At 45.8% G+C, this 16177-nt stretch carries 14 protein-coding genes; 7 read left to right on the forward strand and 7 right to left on the reverse strand.

Annotated features, from left to right (window positions below; translation table 11 throughout):
* Window positions 1-78: 78 nt before the first annotated feature.
* A complete protein-coding gene (mgtE, locus tag A0126_RS13395) occupies window positions 79-1431 on the reverse strand; it encodes a magnesium transporter (protein ID WP_088838012.1) in 1353 nt (450 codons plus the stop codon).
* A gap of 229 nt (window positions 1432-1660) precedes the next feature.
* Between mgtE and A0126_RS13400 the strand changes: the two genes are divergently transcribed.
* The 6 genes from A0126_RS13400 to A0126_RS13425 all read left to right on the forward strand — a co-directional run bounded on the left by A0126_RS13400 (window position 1661) and on the right by A0126_RS13425 (window position 8648).
* Complete coding sequence (locus tag A0126_RS13400; RefSeq protein ID WP_088838013.1) at window positions 1661-2401, forward strand: metal ABC transporter ATP-binding protein; 741 nt, start codon at window positions 1661-1663, stop codon at window positions 2399-2401.
* A complete protein-coding gene (locus A0126_RS13405; RefSeq protein ID WP_088838014.1) occupies window positions 2398-3249 on the forward strand; it encodes a metal ABC transporter permease in 852 nt (283 codons plus the stop codon). Before A0126_RS13400 ends, A0126_RS13405 begins: the two co-directional genes overlap by 4 nt.
* Window positions 3246-4160, forward strand: a complete 915-nt coding sequence (locus A0126_RS13410; protein ID WP_088838015.1) for a metal ABC transporter substrate-binding protein — start codon at window positions 3246-3248, stop codon at window positions 4158-4160. The genes A0126_RS13405 and A0126_RS13410 overlap by 4 nt, the downstream gene beginning before the upstream one ends.
* A gap of 92 nt (window positions 4161-4252) precedes the next feature.
* The gene (locus A0126_RS13415; protein WP_088838016.1) at window positions 4253-4756 is read left to right on the forward strand and encodes a PCYCGC motif-containing (lipo)protein; all 504 of its coding nucleotides are present in this window, start codon (window positions 4253-4255) and stop codon (window positions 4754-4756) included.
* A gap of 193 nt (window positions 4757-4949) precedes the next feature.
* Complete coding sequence (locus A0126_RS13420; protein WP_088838017.1) at window positions 4950-5972, forward strand: zinc-binding alcohol dehydrogenase family protein; 1023 nt, start codon at window positions 4950-4952, stop codon at window positions 5970-5972.
* A gap of 240 nt (window positions 5973-6212) precedes the next feature.
* A complete protein-coding gene (locus A0126_RS13425) occupies window positions 6213-8648 on the forward strand; it encodes a HAMP domain-containing sensor histidine kinase (RefSeq protein WP_088838018.1) in 2436 nt (811 codons plus the stop codon).
* An 81-nt stretch (window positions 8649-8729) separates the two neighbouring features.
* On the opposite strand, the gene wrbA is transcribed toward A0126_RS13425, so the two are convergent.
* Window positions 8730-9332, reverse strand: a complete 603-nt coding sequence (gene wrbA / locus A0126_RS13430; protein ID WP_088838019.1) for an NAD(P)H:quinone oxidoreductase — start codon at window positions 9330-9332, stop codon at window positions 8730-8732.
* A gap of 139 nt (window positions 9333-9471) precedes the next feature.
* The gene (locus tag A0126_RS13435; protein WP_088838020.1) at window positions 9472-10518 is read right to left on the reverse strand and encodes a DUF2332 domain-containing protein; all 1047 of its coding nucleotides are present in this window, start codon (window positions 10516-10518) and stop codon (window positions 9472-9474) included.
* A 188-nt stretch (window positions 10519-10706) separates the two neighbouring features.
* Here A0126_RS13435 and A0126_RS13440 point away from each other — a divergent pair, with 188 nt between their 5' ends.
* Window positions 10707-12506 carry an LTA synthase family protein gene (locus A0126_RS13440; RefSeq protein WP_088838021.1) on the forward strand — a complete coding sequence of 600 codons (1800 nt, stop codon included), beginning with the start codon at window positions 10707-10709 and terminating at the stop codon, window positions 12504-12506.
* A 240-nt stretch (window positions 12507-12746) separates the two neighbouring features.
* On the opposite strand, the gene A0126_RS13445 is transcribed toward A0126_RS13440, so the two are convergent.
* The 4 genes from A0126_RS13445 to A0126_RS13460 all read right to left on the reverse strand — a co-directional run bounded on the left by A0126_RS13445 (window position 12747) and on the right by A0126_RS13460 (window position 16076).
* On the reverse strand, window positions 12747-13685 hold the full coding sequence (locus A0126_RS13445) for a HEAT repeat domain-containing protein (RefSeq protein WP_088838022.1): 939 nt from the start codon (window positions 13683-13685) through the stop codon (window positions 12747-12749).
* A complete protein-coding gene (locus A0126_RS13450) occupies window positions 13672-14247 on the reverse strand; it encodes a GNAT family N-acetyltransferase (protein WP_088838023.1) in 576 nt (191 codons plus the stop codon). The genes A0126_RS13445 and A0126_RS13450 overlap by 14 nt, the downstream gene beginning before the upstream one ends.
* A 428-nt stretch (window positions 14248-14675) precedes the next feature.
* Window positions 14676-15272 carry a hypothetical protein gene (locus tag A0126_RS13455; RefSeq protein ID WP_088838024.1) on the reverse strand — a complete coding sequence of 199 codons (597 nt, stop codon included), beginning with the start codon at window positions 15270-15272 and terminating at the stop codon, window positions 14676-14678.
* A gap of 183 nt (window positions 15273-15455) precedes the next feature.
* Window positions 15456-16076, reverse strand: coding sequence for a LysE/ArgO family amino acid transporter (locus tag A0126_RS13460; protein WP_088838025.1), 621 nt, complete (start codon window positions 16074-16076; stop codon window positions 15456-15458).
* Between the last annotated feature and the right edge of the window lie 101 nt (window positions 16077-16177).

Raw genomic sequence — 16177 nt, forward strand, 5'->3', positions numbered from 1 at the left:
CTCTCATTTCACAACTGCAACTTCGTCTACACGAAAGAAGCACGCCTGACATATCGTCAGGCGTGCTTCTTCAATGTTTCACATCAAATGATTGATAAAGGCAGTCGCAATCCCGAAATAAACGAGTAACGACAAGATGTCATTGAGCGTCGTAATGAGTGGACCCGAGGCAATCGCCGGGTCAATCTTCAACCGGTGCAAAATCAGCGGAATGATTGTCCCGGCGAGCGTTCCGAAAATCAACGTGATGATTAACGAACTACCGACGACGAGACCAAGAATCGGATTTCCCTGCCAGACATAGGCAATGATGGCGATTAAAATTCCACACGTCACCCCGATGATTAAACCGACGCGGAATTCCCGTAAAATCAAACGCGTAACGACCTTTTTGTCGACTTCCCGTGTAATCAACCCCCGGACAACGACCGCAAGTGATTGCGTTCCTGTGTTTCCGGTCATCCCGGCAATCATCGGCATGAAGAAGGCGAGCGCAACGACTTTCGATAGTGTCTCCTCAAACTGACTGATGATCGAACCGGAAACGAGGCCGATGAACAGTAATAAAATCAACCAAGGCAACCGACGTGTTGCGGCAATCAGTGGTTTCGTCTCAAAATCAATCGACTTACCGGACGCTGCCAGCTTCTCGATGTCCTCATTCGCTTCTTCCCGTAAAACATCTAACGCATCATCGACCGTAATCAGACCGACGAGTACATCGCCTTCGACGACAGGTAACGAAACGAGGTCATAGCGTTCGAACATCTTCGCGACATCTTCCTGATCGGTTTCAGCCGATACACGGATGACTTTTTGATCCATGACGTCACCAATCTGCTCGGCATTATTCGCAAGAATTAAATTCCGGTATGAGATGACACCGACGAGTTCACTCAACTGATTGACGACGTAGACATAATTAATCGTTTCCGAATACTCGATATAGTCACGCATCTTTTCGACGGTCTCTCCGACCGTGAAGTCTTCCGGGACCCAAATAAAACGGTTTGTCATCAAGCGACCGGCTGTCTCGACTGGATAGGTCAGCAGGTTTCGGACGACGAGCGCTTCATCCTGACGCATACCGGACAGAAGGCGGTCGACTTCCTCTTCTTGCAGCTCTTCTAAGAGGTCAACTAAATCATCGTTTTCCATCAAGTCCATTACGTGACCTGCATGTTCGACATCGAGTCGACGCAAGACTTCTAATTGTTGTTCAAGCTCAAGTTCCTCAATGACATCTGCTAAACGCTCGTGATCGAGATAACGAAGCAGCCGTTCTTGCTCGACTGGTTCTAGCTCAACATAAAGCTTTGCTAAGTCATAGGGATAGACTTCCTCAATCGCTTGTTGTGCTTGTTCACGACGCTCTTTTAACAGCGCATCCAGCAACAATAACTTCCACTGTTGTTCATTCGACTGACTCACGTTACCACCCCCACGTTTTCTCCTTCTATATCTTAGCATGAGATGTTCAAAAGCTCCCCCCTTTGAATCCAGTTGACATTTGCAGACAAACCCGTTAAAGTTTGCCCTAAGGAAACATTTATAGTTTAACGAATGATACATGACTTTATGCAATCTAATTTTTTTAGTTCTTTTTTTGCCCTAAGGAAACTTTTTATACCTTCATTAAAATTTGAAAGGAGCATGTACGATGTACGCCATAGAAGTAGAACACTTATCTGTCTCCTATTTTGAGACGACGGCACTTGAAGATGTGTCGTTAAACATTTTATCCGGTCAGCTCGTCGGCATCATCGGTCCGAACGGGGCCGGGAAATCAACGTTCATCAAAGCCTTAATGGAGTTGATTCCTGCGCAAGCTAAAAAAATCACCCTGCTCGGACAAACGATTGATGCGACGCGAACTCAAATCGCCTATGTCCCGCAACGGAGTGTCATCGATTGGGATTTTCCGATTCGTGTCCTCGATGCCGTACTGATCGGTTGTTATCCGAAGCTCGGGTTGTTCAAACGACCGAACAAACACCACCGCGCTTTTGCGAGTGCTTGTCTCGAACGCGTCGGCATGAGCGAGTTCGCCGACCGCCAAATCGGTGAACTGTCTGGTGGACAGCAACAACGGGTCTTCTTAGCTCGTGCGCTTGCCCAGGAAGCTGAACTTTTATTACTCGACGAACCGTTCGTCGGTGTCGATGTCGTCAGTGAACGTGTCATCATCGATCTCCTGCGCACGTTGCGTGACGAAGGCAAAACGATCATCGTCGTCCATCACGATTTGAGTAAGGCAGCTGATTATTTTGACGAATTATTACTCCTTAACAAGACGGTAATCGCGTACGGTCGACCGGAAGAGGTCTTGCAAGCAGATACGATTGAAGGGGCTTACGGGAATCCACTTGCCTTCTTGAAGAAAGCGGAGGTCTCCTCATGAATTTCATCGAAGCGATTTTTCAATACGATTTTTTACAAAAAGCACTCATCACGTCCATCATGGTCGGTGTGATTTGCGGCGTGATCGGATGTTTCATCATTTTGCGCGGCATGTCTTTGATGGGCGACGCGATTTCGCACGCCGTCTTACCCGGTGTCGCGATTTCCTACTTGCTTGGAATCAACTTCTTCATCGGAGCGGTCGCGACGGGTCTGTTGACGGCACTCGGAATTGGATTCGTCAGCCAAAACAGTCGTATCAAGAATGATACAGCGATCGGGATTCTCTTTACGTCCGCCTTCGCTCTCGGGATTATCCTGATTTCATTTTTACGCAGTAGCAGCGACCTGTACCACATCCTGTTCGGTAACGTGCTCGCTGTCCGTCCGAGTGATATGTGGATGACCCTCATCATCGGTATCCTCGTTCTCGGTGGCATTTATCTCTTTTACAAGGAATTACTCGTGACCTCGTTCGACCCGACGATGGCAGCTGCCTACGGTCTTTCGACACGATTTATCCATTATTTATTGATGATGATGTTGACGCTCGTCACGGTCGCCTCCTTACAGACCGTCGGCATCATTCTCGTCGTCGCGATGCTGATTACGCCTGCTGCGACAGCCTATCTGTTGACGAACCGGCTCTCACGGATGATTTTCCTGTCAGCCAGCTTCGGAACGATTTCCGCCATCATCGGTCTTTACTTGAGCTTCACGTACAATCTGTCTTCCGGTGCGTCGATTGTTCTCGTCGCAACCGCATTGTTTGCGCTCGTCTTCATTTTTTCTCCGCGCCACGGCTTGATGCGGAAATGGAAAACATCAACAAAGGAGGTTGCTTCATGAAATTAAAAACGCTCATTCCACTCGTCGGTCTCAGCGCGCTACTCGCTGGATGTTCAAGTGAATCAACAGACAACGATAAACTTCAGGTCGTCACGACCTATTCGATTTTAGAGGACATGGCCCGCGTCGTCGGCGGTGAACACGTCGAGGTCCATAGTATGGTCAAAATCGGAGCAAACCCGCATGAATATGACCCGCTTCCGACGGATGTTCGAAAAATGGCAGATGCCGATGTCGTCTTTTACAACGGACTCAACCTTGAAGCTGGAGGTTCATGGTTCAACAAATTACGTTCAAGTACGAACAAAGACGATAAAGATGCTCCTGTCTATGAACTGAGTCAAGGTGTCGATCCGAAGTACCTGACATCTAAAGGGAAAGAACAGGAAACCGATCCCCATGCATGGCTCGATCTTCAAAACGGAATTCAGTATGTCGAAAATGTCAAAGACGGTCTCATTAAAGAAGACCCGGAACATAAAGCTGATTATGAAAAAAATGCATCGTCCTATATTCAAGAACTTGAAACACTCGATACGCGAGCAAAAGAACGCTTTGCCCGGATACCGGAAGAACAACGTCACCTGATTACGAGCGAAGGTGCTTTTAAATACTTTAGCGATGCTTACGATTTTAAAGCCGATTACATTTGGGAAATCAATTCAGATAACCAAGGGACGCCGGATCAAGTTCGCCGCGTCGTCGACTTGATTAAACAACAAGAGATTCCCGTCCTGTTCGTCGAAACGAGCGTCGATCGTCGGAGCATGGAAACTGTCTCGCGTGAAACCGGCGTCCCGATCGGTGGTACGCTCTACACCGATTCACTCGGTGCCGAAGGAAAAGACGGATCGACCTATTTGACGATGATGGAAGCGAACTTCGATACGATTGAACAACAATTGAAATGAGTTAGTCATTAAATCGTCATCATCCCCCTCTCAAATCGATTAAACGACACGGTATACTGACTGATAGAGGAAATCGATTTGGAGGGAAGTTCATGAAACGACAAGTACGTTGGTTTACACTAACGTTGACGGCAAGTCTAGCGCTCGGCGCTTGTGCCCCAGCGGAACAACATACAGACAAGCAGATGAGCACAGAACATGCAGAGCACGAGACGCACGGTGCAGGGGATCAACTCGAAAAAACGAGTGCCAAGACGATTGCACCCGCTTTCTTAAAAGAAACCGATGAATCGATCCAAACGATTTATCTTGCCGTCGCCAAGCATCAAGACTTACTTGAAAAGATGCCGTGTTACTGTGGATGCGGTGAGACAGCCGGTCATACGAGTAACTATGACTGTTTCATCGCCGATCAGACAGCAGCAGGTGAAACGACGTGGACGACACACGGCATCACATGCGGGACATGTCTCGATATCGCGGCACAATCCATCGTCGCCTACCAACAAGGAACACCGATCAAAAAAATCCGCCAAGACATCGATGCAACTTACGCAACTACTGGAGTCGCCCCGACAAAAACACCTGCATTATAATACTCATTCAAAAAGCCCCTTACTCACACGGCTGCGCATCTTTAAATGCGTCGTCTGATCGATGGGGCTTTTTTTGTTGACGCACAATTAGCATTCAAAGCGTTAGTGTTTCCTTCTTTCTGTAGACGTTTCATTTCAGCTACACGGTGGAACATTTTGAAGAGATACCTGAAACAGGAAAGGATGACGACAGATGACACAGATGAAAGCCGTTGGATTTCACCAACACTTGCCGATTACAGAAGAGAATAGTTTGATTAATCTTGAACTGCCACGTCCGGAAGCGACTGGTCATGATGTACTCGTCGAAGTCAAAGCCGTTTCCGTCAATCCGGTCGATACGAAAGTCCGGGCACACGGTCAAGATGAAACGGAACCGAAAGTCATCGGGTATGATGCTGCCGGAATCATCGTCGAAGTCGGGAATGACGTCGGACGGTTCGAAGTCGGTGACGAAGTCTATTATGCAGGTGCCATCAACCGTCCGGGATCAAACAGTACGTTCCAACTCGTCGACGAGCGAATCGTCGCGAAAAAACCGAAACGGTTGACGTTCGCCGAAGCGGCGGCGTTGCCGTTGACAACACTGACGGCATACGAAGCATTAACCGATCGCCTCCATATCTCGTTTGACGCCAAGTCGAACCTCGACAAGACGATTTTAATCGTCGGTGCAGCCGGAGGTGTCGGTTCCATCGCGACGCAACTCGCGAACAAAGCCGGACTGACCGTCATCGGGACGGCTTCGCGCAGTGAAACGATCGACTGGGCGAAAGCACACGGGGCACACCATACGATCAACCACCATGAGGACTTCCGCCCGCAACTGGAAGCACTCGGCTATTCGTACGTCGACTACATCTTTTGTTTGAATGCGACCGATCAGCATTTTGAAGCGATGGTCGATGTCATTGCGCCGCAAGGAAGTATTTGCAGCATCGTCGAGACCGACAAATTGCTTGATTTAAGTGCCTTGCAACAGAAGAGTGCGAACTTCGTCTGGGAATTCATGTTCACCCGGTCCCTGTTCCAAACGCCTGACATGATGCGCCAACACGATATCTTGACGCAAGTCGCGGCGTGGATCGATGCAGAGGAGTTAGAAACGACGGTCACGAAAACCTTGACCGACATCAATGCAGCAAACTTAAAAGAAGCCCATCGTCTCGTCGAAAGTGGGAAGACGATCGGGAAGGTCGTCGTCGCAGAAGCATGATCCGGTCACTTCACCCAAGCCATTCAAGTAAAACACTAACTTAACTAAGGTCAATTCTACGCTCAGGCATACTTTCAATCAGTATGTCTTTTCTAATGTTAATTTCTCATATTAAAGATATTTTAATTTTTCTTCTATATTTTTAAGTCTAAAAAATGTACGATTATGATAAGAAAAATATGTACACAAGTTACATCTAATGCATATATACGCTGACGTAAAGGAGCATTTAAAAATTATATGAATAAATGGTTAAATAAAAAAATCAGTCGGCAAATCATGTTCGCTTTTTATCTTATCTTACTTGTACTTTCAACGACCTCGATTGCTGCTTACTTTTATACAAATCATCAAGTCGCTAATGCCGAAAGTAGGATTGACGATATCAGCACCAGAGAAGACCGCGCGACGAAGCTCTGGGATACATGGCAGTCGCTTCAGTATGAAGTCAGGGGCTATGTCGTCTTCGGAGATGACGCCGTCATGGATGTGATCGAGTCGAAACAAGCATCACTCGAGCGCCAGACGAAATGGTTCGAACAAAATCGGATTTATGAAGCTGATCAAATTTATGCGACTGACATCCGATCGCTCTATACGTCGTATACGAAATTCGTCATGCCGAGTCTCATCCGTTACGTCCAAGCGAAACAGTCAGGAGCGATTGATGAAACGTTTCTTGAGATGCCGAGTTTAAAAGCAATGATGCCAGACATTCCGTCAGACCCTGACCGGAAATTTAAAATGGATGCTTCCGATAGCGAAACGATGCGCACGAGTGTCAACACGATGGAAAGTGTCTTTACGAGTTACCGAAACAGCTTAAACGCAAAGGAAGCAACAGCAAAAGACCAACTCGTTCAACAGACGAAATACGCCGGTTGGATCTGGTTAATCAACCTAGCAGTCCTGTTTCTCGTCGTGTTACTCCTCGTTCGTCCTTTCATCGAACGGACGACGCGTCAAATCCAACTGCTGAGTAAAGAAAGTAAATTGCTCGCGCAAGGACAACATACAGCACCACTGATTCCGATTGAACGCTCTGACGAAATCGGCGAACTTAGTAAATCGTTTCATCAGATGGCATCCGCCCTGATTGATAACAAGCATCGCCTGATGTCGACGAACGATAACTTGGAACAAGCACTCAAAGTGACGTTACGCAATGAAGCATTACTAAAAATACGGAACCAACTGACAGAGACGCTTGCTTCCCGTGACTCCGTGACGGCTTATCCTGCTGTCATCGAAAAAATGGTTGAAATTACAGGGTCGACGCATGGATCACTTATCTTTAAAGAAGGAACGACTGTAACCAATATCATCTCGCACGCGATGACAGATCAAGAACAGGACACCTTGATCGCGACGATTGAACCATTAATCCGTCAAGCGCGCCGTGATAAGATACCGCATACGGCACAAAATGCTGAACGCGCCTTAGCCGTTACTCCGGTTCTTGATCCGAGTACGGATGAAATCATTGCCTATATCTATTTAATGCGTCTAGACATGGCCTTCAACAAACAAGAACAAGAAGAACTTGCGACCTTCTCACGTCAACTCGCCCTATCCCTGCTTCGGATGCGAACGTTTGATGAGATTGACCGTGAACGTGAGAAGACATCCCGTCTTCTAAACTCAATCCGTGAGTCCGTCGTCTACATTGAACCGGACGGCTCCAATCAGTTAATTAACCGGCCGTTACTTGATCTATTCAACCATTCAATCGAACAAGATTCGGAAGTCGACTGGTTGCTTGATATTGATGAATCAATCGTCAATTTAAAATACCGGGTTGACCAACTGCCTGAGTTTGAGCGTTATTTGCATCAAACCTTTATTGAGCACAAAACCGGTGAAGGTATCCTGTTCTCGATCGATCAGGAAAAACGTTTCATCAAAACGTATTCTGAAAAAATCCACTACGGTGGTCAGTTCCGTGGCATCATGCTCGTTATGCGTGACGTCACGAACGAAGTCGAAATCGATCGTTTAAAAAATGAACTCGTTTCAACGATTTCGCACGAATTACGGACACCCTTGTCATCGATTTACGGATTTACCGAATTGATGATTGAACGTGAGCTGTCACCGAAGCGGCAAAAGACTTACCTCGAAGCCGTTCACTCAGAGACAAAACGCTTATCTCTACTGATTAACGATTTCCTGGATTTACAACGGATGGAAGCAGACCGTCAGGAATATGAGTTTGAATCGTTTGATTTAGTCGAACTGATTGAAGACCTGAAACAATTCCACGGTCTCTCTTCGACGACTCATGTGATTACCGTCTCACACGATGTAACGCATCTGTTAATCGAAGGCGATGCGAAAAAAATCCGTCAATTGTTCGGGAACCTAATCAACAATGCCATCAAATATTCACCGGCCGGCGGAGCCATCGATATCGAATTAGCGGTTCGCGATACGCAGGCTTCCGTCGCGATTCGTGACCACGGAATCGGGATTCCGACTTCTGCGATGGGTGAATTATTCCAAAAATTCTACCGGGTCGATAACTCGGATACACGCAAAATCGGCGGGACTGGACTGGGTCTATCGATTTGTCGCGAAATCGCCCGTGCTCATGACGGTGAAATCCACGTCGAATCCATCGAAGGTGAAGGATCGACTTTCACCGTCGACTTGCCATTGCGCCATCCGAATGCTTGATTTCAACTACACACTTCATACAAAAAGGACAATCGATAAACGCTATCGATCGTCCTTTTTTGATTGCTTGAATTTGCGCTCTTACTTCAGGAGACGGCTCGCCACTTCGACTGTCCGTTTTGCTTGATGACGGACGGCAGGTTCAACTGACTCAACCATCTTCCCTTCCTGGTCGACGGTGACCGTCGTTCCGTACGGGTTCCCTCCTGCTGCAAACAGCACCGGATCCGAATAGCCAGGTGCCGCAACGATTGCACCCCAGTGGAACATCGTCGCATAGACGGCAAGGACGGTCGTTTCCTGACCACCATGCGGGTTTTGTGCAGAAGACATTGCACTGACGACTTTATCGACAAGTTTTCCTTGTCCCCAAAGTCCTCCCGTCGTATCAAGGAATTGTTGGAATTGACCCGGGACATGTCCATAACGCGTCGGCACACTAAAGATGATCGCATCCGCCCAGTCGAGTAAGTCGACGGTTGCTTCTTCGACGTCACGTGTCGCGTCCGTATGTTTTTGCCAAAGTGGATTCGAGGCAATCGCTTCCGCCGGTGCGGTTTCTTTAACTTTTGCAAGGCGGACTTCTGCTCCGGCAGCTTCCCCTGCCTCTTTCGCCCACGTGGCGAGTTGATGATTGGTACCGGTCGAACTGTAGTAAATGACTGCTAATTTCACATTAGACATGGAATCGCTCCTTTTCTACGACAGTGACGGACAATGGATGTACAGGTTATCTTTTCCCATTTTGTCTGTAAAAAAACGCCTTTATCTTGATCCTAAGATTTTTTGTGACTGAACTTCGATGCCTGCTTCTCTTTTTTTCTTAGTTCGGAAGAACGGATGCAGTCGGCAACAACCATTTGAACCAACGTCCGTGCCCGTCCGTTTCAGCAATCGTCTGTTCCTGGAGTGCCCCGTCCCGGTACAGATCAAGGTGCAAATAACGGTCCTGAACGTTATTGTACAGGTGATAGACGTCACGCGTTTGTCCAATCCGCTCGACGACGTGGAGCAGTTCTTTTTTCAGTGCAAGCGGTAACTGGTTTGCGACATGGGTATGGAAAATACAGAGGATATGCGCTGTCGGAATTCGCTCGGCACATGGTTCAAGGAGTTGAATCCCATCCCCTTCAATCAGTTCGAGTGGATGTTCGGCGACGTAACGTGCCGCCTGTTCAAACAGTTCAAGCCGCTCACGGTGTTCCGTCCAAATCAAGGCCTTTAACCATAATCGTTCGTCGTCATCCGTCAAATCAACGGTGTTCAAGTCAAGCCCGATTCGCTCGGCAATCGGCGGTGCTGTCCGTGCAAGCGGTGGGACATGCTCACCTTCAATCGTCGACGTCAAACGAAGACGCGACGCCGGATTTCCGAACGTCTCCCCCGTTGCGTAGTCATATGCGTACTGGTCGAACAGCAACTGCAGACCGGCACTCGTACCGATCTCAAGTAACGCGAGCGGACGCTGTTCGGCTTGATGAATCATCCCGAAGACCGGATAGAGATAGGTACAGCGCCGGACTTCGTTCGTTTGGACGAGACGCGTCGTCAGCAACTCAATCAATTCCGTTTCGTAGACCCGGCAAAAATCCTGAAAAGCCGGAAATGACTCATCGAACGGTGCGGCGTCCGTCGTCACACTCGGATAATACCGGGCTAACGGATGCTCGACCCCTTTTAGTAACAGATAATGGACGGCACCAAACAAGAGGTTCGGTACCGGTTGTCCGTCCCGTGCCTGTTGGCATATTGTCAAGATCGCTGTGTCACACGCGACGTGACGGGATAAGTACTCATAAAACGGGCTCGAGTCCTTACACTCGCGTTCCGCGAACGTCTGAAACCGTACCGCTAATTCTTTGTTCGTCATCGCTATTCCCCCTACTAAATCGTTCTTTTGAATAAATTCACCAAATTATTCCAAACCCCTTTTTTATATTTTATAAAATAAACGAATATACCATTTCACAATTTTTAGCACATCGTGATGTTCCTTCGCTTTTGTTATAGGGTAAATAGCATTAGACAACGATGATACAGACAAGGAGGTTGGCTTTGATGATCGGATTCGGTTATGCATTTTATTTACTACTGGGCATGCTCAAGTTCATGCTGTTCAGCTTTTATACGAACACAGAAGTTTCATTTAAGCTCGTCCTGTTGAACCTGGCCGGGATGTTGCTGTTATCGAGCTGGACCTTGCTCATCCAGTGGAAGAAACGGCGCTGGATTTGGCTTGGTCTGTTAGTGCTACATAGTTTCCTGTTAGTCTCAGATCTTTGGTATTACCGCTACTTTGACGATTTACTGTCCGTTTCCCTGATGTCGCAAATGCTGCAGATGAGTGATGTCGGCAGTGGTTTCATGGCACTGATCGTCCCGACCGACTTTTTCCTGTTCGCAGATAGCATCATCTTCGGACTCGTTTTAATCTTCTTACGGAAGAAACGGTTTACTGTTGCGAAGCGACAACAACGTCGTTCGGCGGTTGCCGCTTTTCTCGCCGGCATCGTGCTGTTCGCAGCACCGCTCACCTATGCCGTCGTCAAAAAGGAGCAGCGGCTCGACCAGTCGATCTCCGACATGCGGGACTATTACCAGCTCGGGTTTTGGGGATATCACGGTGTCGATCTCGCCCGTGGAATCACGCGGGCCATCAGTCCGGACGAATCATTGACGGAAGCGGAGCGGCGACGGCTCGAACAATCCGCACCGGATGAAACGGCTGGTGCTGTCAACACACCGAACATCATCATGGTCCAGTTGGAATCCTTCCAAGGGTCCGTCATCGGACAGACGATTAACGGGCAGGAGCTGACGCCGCACTTAAACGAACTCAAACAGGAGTCGCTCTACTTCGAGTCGTTTTATCACCAAACGCACGAAGGACGGACGTCGGATGCGGAATTCATTACGAATACGTCGCTGTACCCGTTAAAGTCGGGCTCGGTCTACACCCGTTTCCCGGACAATGAGTTCGGCGCCTTACCGCAACTGTTAAAAGACAGCGGCTATGACACAGCCGCAATGCACGCCTACGACAAAGGGTTTTGGAACCGGGACAAAGTTTACGACAACCTCGGATTCAATCACTTTTTCAGTAATAAAGATTATCCGGACAACAAAGAAATCGGAATGGCCTTAAATGATAAACAGTTTTTGACGAAGTCGATCGAACATATGGAGACGTTACAAGAGCCGTTCTTCTCGTTCCTCGTCGCCTTGACGAGTCATACGCCGTATGAGATTCCAAAAGACGAACGCGAACTCGACTTAACAGGGTACGACGATCCGATGCTGAAACGGTATTACCAGACCGTTCATTATGTCGATCAAGGCGTCGGACTGATGATTGACGAATTGAAAGCGAAAAACATATGGGATGACGCGCTCGTAATCTTTTACGGCGACCACGACAGCGGCTTGACGAACGAAGGCAGCGAACTGCGGGAGAAAGCCGAAATCGACAATCCGGTCGACCTGTTCGAACTTGACCGGCAAGTTCCGCTGTTCATCAAGAAACCGAATCAACAGGACGGAAAGATCATCAAAGAAAACGGCGGACAAATCGATATCGCTCCGACGATCGTCGACTTGCTCAACCTCGAGTCATCCTACATGATGGGCAACTCGCTCGTCGATGATGAACCGAACGTGACGGCGTTCCGTGATGGTTCGTTCCGTTATCAAAACTATTATTATGAAGCGGACTTAACGGAAAAAGCCGGCAACGGTGTCTGTTATGACGTCTCGACGACAAGCGAAGTCGACCTTGATTTATGTAAAAAACAAGCGGATGTCCGGAAGGATTTACGCCTATCGGATGCCATCATTGAGAAGAACGGCTTGGAACAATAAACGAATTAAGAAATCACTTTTTCTTCACGCGCTTTCCTCAGGCGAGACACAAGCCAGTTTTCCTGTCCTCTCTGGACAGGAAAGCGGGTCTTGTTTGTCTCTGACAGCGCAAGTCACCTTGCGCTTTTTCCTGCAGGAGTCGCGTGATTCAAATGATTTCTGCAACACTAAAGGAGGAGCAGGACTCAACATCCGGCTCCTCTTTTTATGTGCTTAGTCAATCCATCTTGAACGGATCCTTTAGTTAGATGTCCGATATTTATTCAACCACTGTCGTTCCTCGTCAAACAGGACATCCCATCTTTTCGTGATGATCCAGTCAAACAACACCGGAATCGTCTTATCCGATTGTCGATAGCGATTCAAAAAACGCAGTGCAACCAGACCATCGTCGCTTTGAATCTGCCGCTTTCGCTTCAACATAGTCTTCAGCCGTTTGACGACCGGCTGAATGGAGGATGCATCCCCGTGTTTCGCAATTCCGAGCAACGCATATGCTTTGACGTCGACCGACCGATCCTCCAAACCTTTTATAAACATTGGCAGGAACGAGTCGTCTCCTAGTTCACTGATGGCATTGAGTGCCGAGTGCCGGACATCACCTTTCGGATGATCGAGGAGCGGTAACAGATGCGGAATCACCCGCTCCGTCTCGATCGTTGCCAACACAAAATTCGCACTCATGATCTCAAACGAATCGGTGGAGGTCGTAATAAATCGAATTAACGCCTCTTCTGCTAAAGCCCCCCGACAGGAGCCGAGTGCATCAATCGCCGAATTTCGAATAGCCGAACGGGAATCCTCGACATACTGGATGATATCCGTCGCGTCATGTACCCGTTCCTGTTTCGCCAGTTCATCGAGGATGCTGACAATTAGTGTCGGCTTCGTCTCTTGCGCCAGCCGTTCTAACAGAAAATCAGCAACACGTACGTCACCTGTATTCATCCCAATTGTCCCAAGCATAAAGTAGAAATACTGTTTCATTTCTAGTCGCTTAGTCTGTTCAAGCAGGTCCATTAACACAGGAAGCATTTGAATATCCTGAAAACGCCGTGCTGTTTCATAAGCCAAGTCAGACGGCGGCCCTTCACTCGTAGAATAACCCCATTCTTCATCGTACACATATTCATCAATCGACATCTGCCCCGCTAATGCGATCAATTCATCTTTGTTCATCGGCAGTTCCTTTAGTCTTCTCAAACAGTTTATACCAGTACAACGTGATATCAATTTCCGGATTAGCAGACTGTTTCAGCGTATCTACCCCACCAAGCACAAATCCTTCTTTGGCATAAAAACGGCAGGCAATCAAATTATCGTTTTGCGCTTCAAGCGATAAGCCGATCAACGACTGTTCCTTCGCCCAGGTTTCGGCTGCTTCAAGCAACAAATGGCCGACGCCACTTTTCCGAAAACTGCTTCGGACAGCGATATTTTCAATGTAGGCCAAACGATTCCAGTCTTTGACGAGACGGATTTGCCCAATGCATTCGTTCTCATGAAAAGCTAACAAAACAATTTTTTCACTGCTGTCGATATAAGTAGACCAATCCAGTGTGTCATCCGGGAAACGGATTTCTGATAGGGTATCGTATAACTGTTCTTCGTAAGACCAAATGCCGTCAGAAAAACGAGGAAGGACTTTACCAATGATAGGGAACGATTCATTTGTGTCGTTGATGATAGTTATGGATTGTTCCGTTAAAGGTTGAATTGTGATTTCTGCGTTTTTCTTCATAGATTTCCACCTTTCACAACCTGTCTTATAATTTCTTAAAATTAATCTTTTTTTGGCACATAAAGAAAGACAGAAGTACTTAAAAATCATGTAATCATTGCAATTTGCAATAGGTGGAAAACTTCAATACTTATATTTTTAACCTTAGGAGGTTATCAAGATAAACCCTTAAAAATATGAATCGACCTATATGAATCAGATGCCAAACTTGAAGCAAAATTTTTACAGAATGACAATGATGCATGCGTCTAAAAAAGGGTTCTGAAATCAAAATGATATCTACAAGAACATCGATTTTAAGTACTTATTCAGCCAAAAAGATTATTCGAAAAAGAAAAAATCGGTATGGAGCTGAACGATTACTAGTTCTTCCTCGAATCGATTGATCATATGTATCCCCTGCAGGAACTGGTTATATTTCTTAAAATTCACTCTATTATCATGAAGTCTTTTTTGATTTTTTCAATGTCTCGACCAGTTGTTTTTTCCAAATACTTTAGGAAAGCATCATTTTCTTTAGTACCAATATACGTTTTAAATTTTTCAACATGCCCTTCAAACCCTTTGAAATAATTATTTTGATAATGTGGATCGTTGTAAATTTTAATGAATTCAAGATAATCTTTAGTACTCATTTTGTTTCGAATTTGCATTAAAAGAGAGTCCCATTTTTTTATTTTTTTCTCGTATAAAGGCTTTTTAAGTTTATTTTCTCTTTTTTCTTCTTCTTTTAATTGTTGAACATATTGTTCGATGTCGTCTATGTATTGAAAAAGTTCAAGTCGATTTTGACTATCTAATTTTGGCAGTATTTCATTCTCGTACTTCTTATACATTTGTTCTCTGTAAGATAACTTCTTTTTTATTATTTGATTTTCTTTTTTATTTCCCGTATTCTCTTTTAATAATTTGATTCCCGTTTTGGCTACACCCATCCCAGCTAAGATCTCTTTTTGATTATCTTTAATTAACTTTCCAACTTTTTTCCCGCCTTCAACAATTGATGTAATTTCAATTTTCGCCATATAATCCACCTTTAATAAAATTAGTATTTATACCATTAAAGTAATTAAACAGTTTATTTTTCAACCTTTAAACTCTATACATAAAAAAATCAAAATAAGTTTCACTTTTCTATTCTAAAGTATTTTTAAATAGAAGTATTAAATCATTATACTTGTTAAAAGTAGTCGATAAAATATCAATTTTCAGAGAGTTTCTAGCGCAAACTGAATCAATTGATACGAGAGCCAAAACATCAAGCAACCTATTCCAAAATCTAAAACCTTCCATGCTATTGGTTTTTTAAATACAGGAATTAGCCATCTCGCCCCATACCCCAGACCCAAAAACCATACAAACGATGCAATCAAGGCCCCGATTAAGAAATTAACTTTTTGATCCAATGTCAAAGTCCCAGCTATTCCCCCTATCACGACGACTGTATCTAAATATACATGTGGATTAAAAAGTGTAATCGCTAATGTGAGTAAGATCGTCTTGTGAATAGGGATAATTTTGGCATCAGTTGAAATGTCGATTGCACTTGATGAAGACAACGCATTACGCAAAGATTTGAATCCGTATAAGAGCAGAAATAGTCCTCCGACAATCGCAAGACCGACATTCGCAAAAGTATTATTTTTAATAGCAGTACCGACTCCTAGTACGCCGGTACACATCAGTAACACATCGCTTAAGAAACATACTAGGACTACCCAGAAAATATTGTTTTTCAATAAACCTTGTTTTAGAACAAACGCATTTTGAGCTCCGATTGCTACAATGAGCGTACCTGACGTCAACATCCCCTTTAAAATTTCATTCACTTGATGGCCTCCTCTCTTCTCACCTAAAAAAATGATACATACTGTTTATGTAGTTCTTTCAAATATTAAGTATACTATTGCAAATAAAAAGTACCGAACCC

Source organism: Exiguobacterium sp. N4-1P (assembly GCF_002214325.1).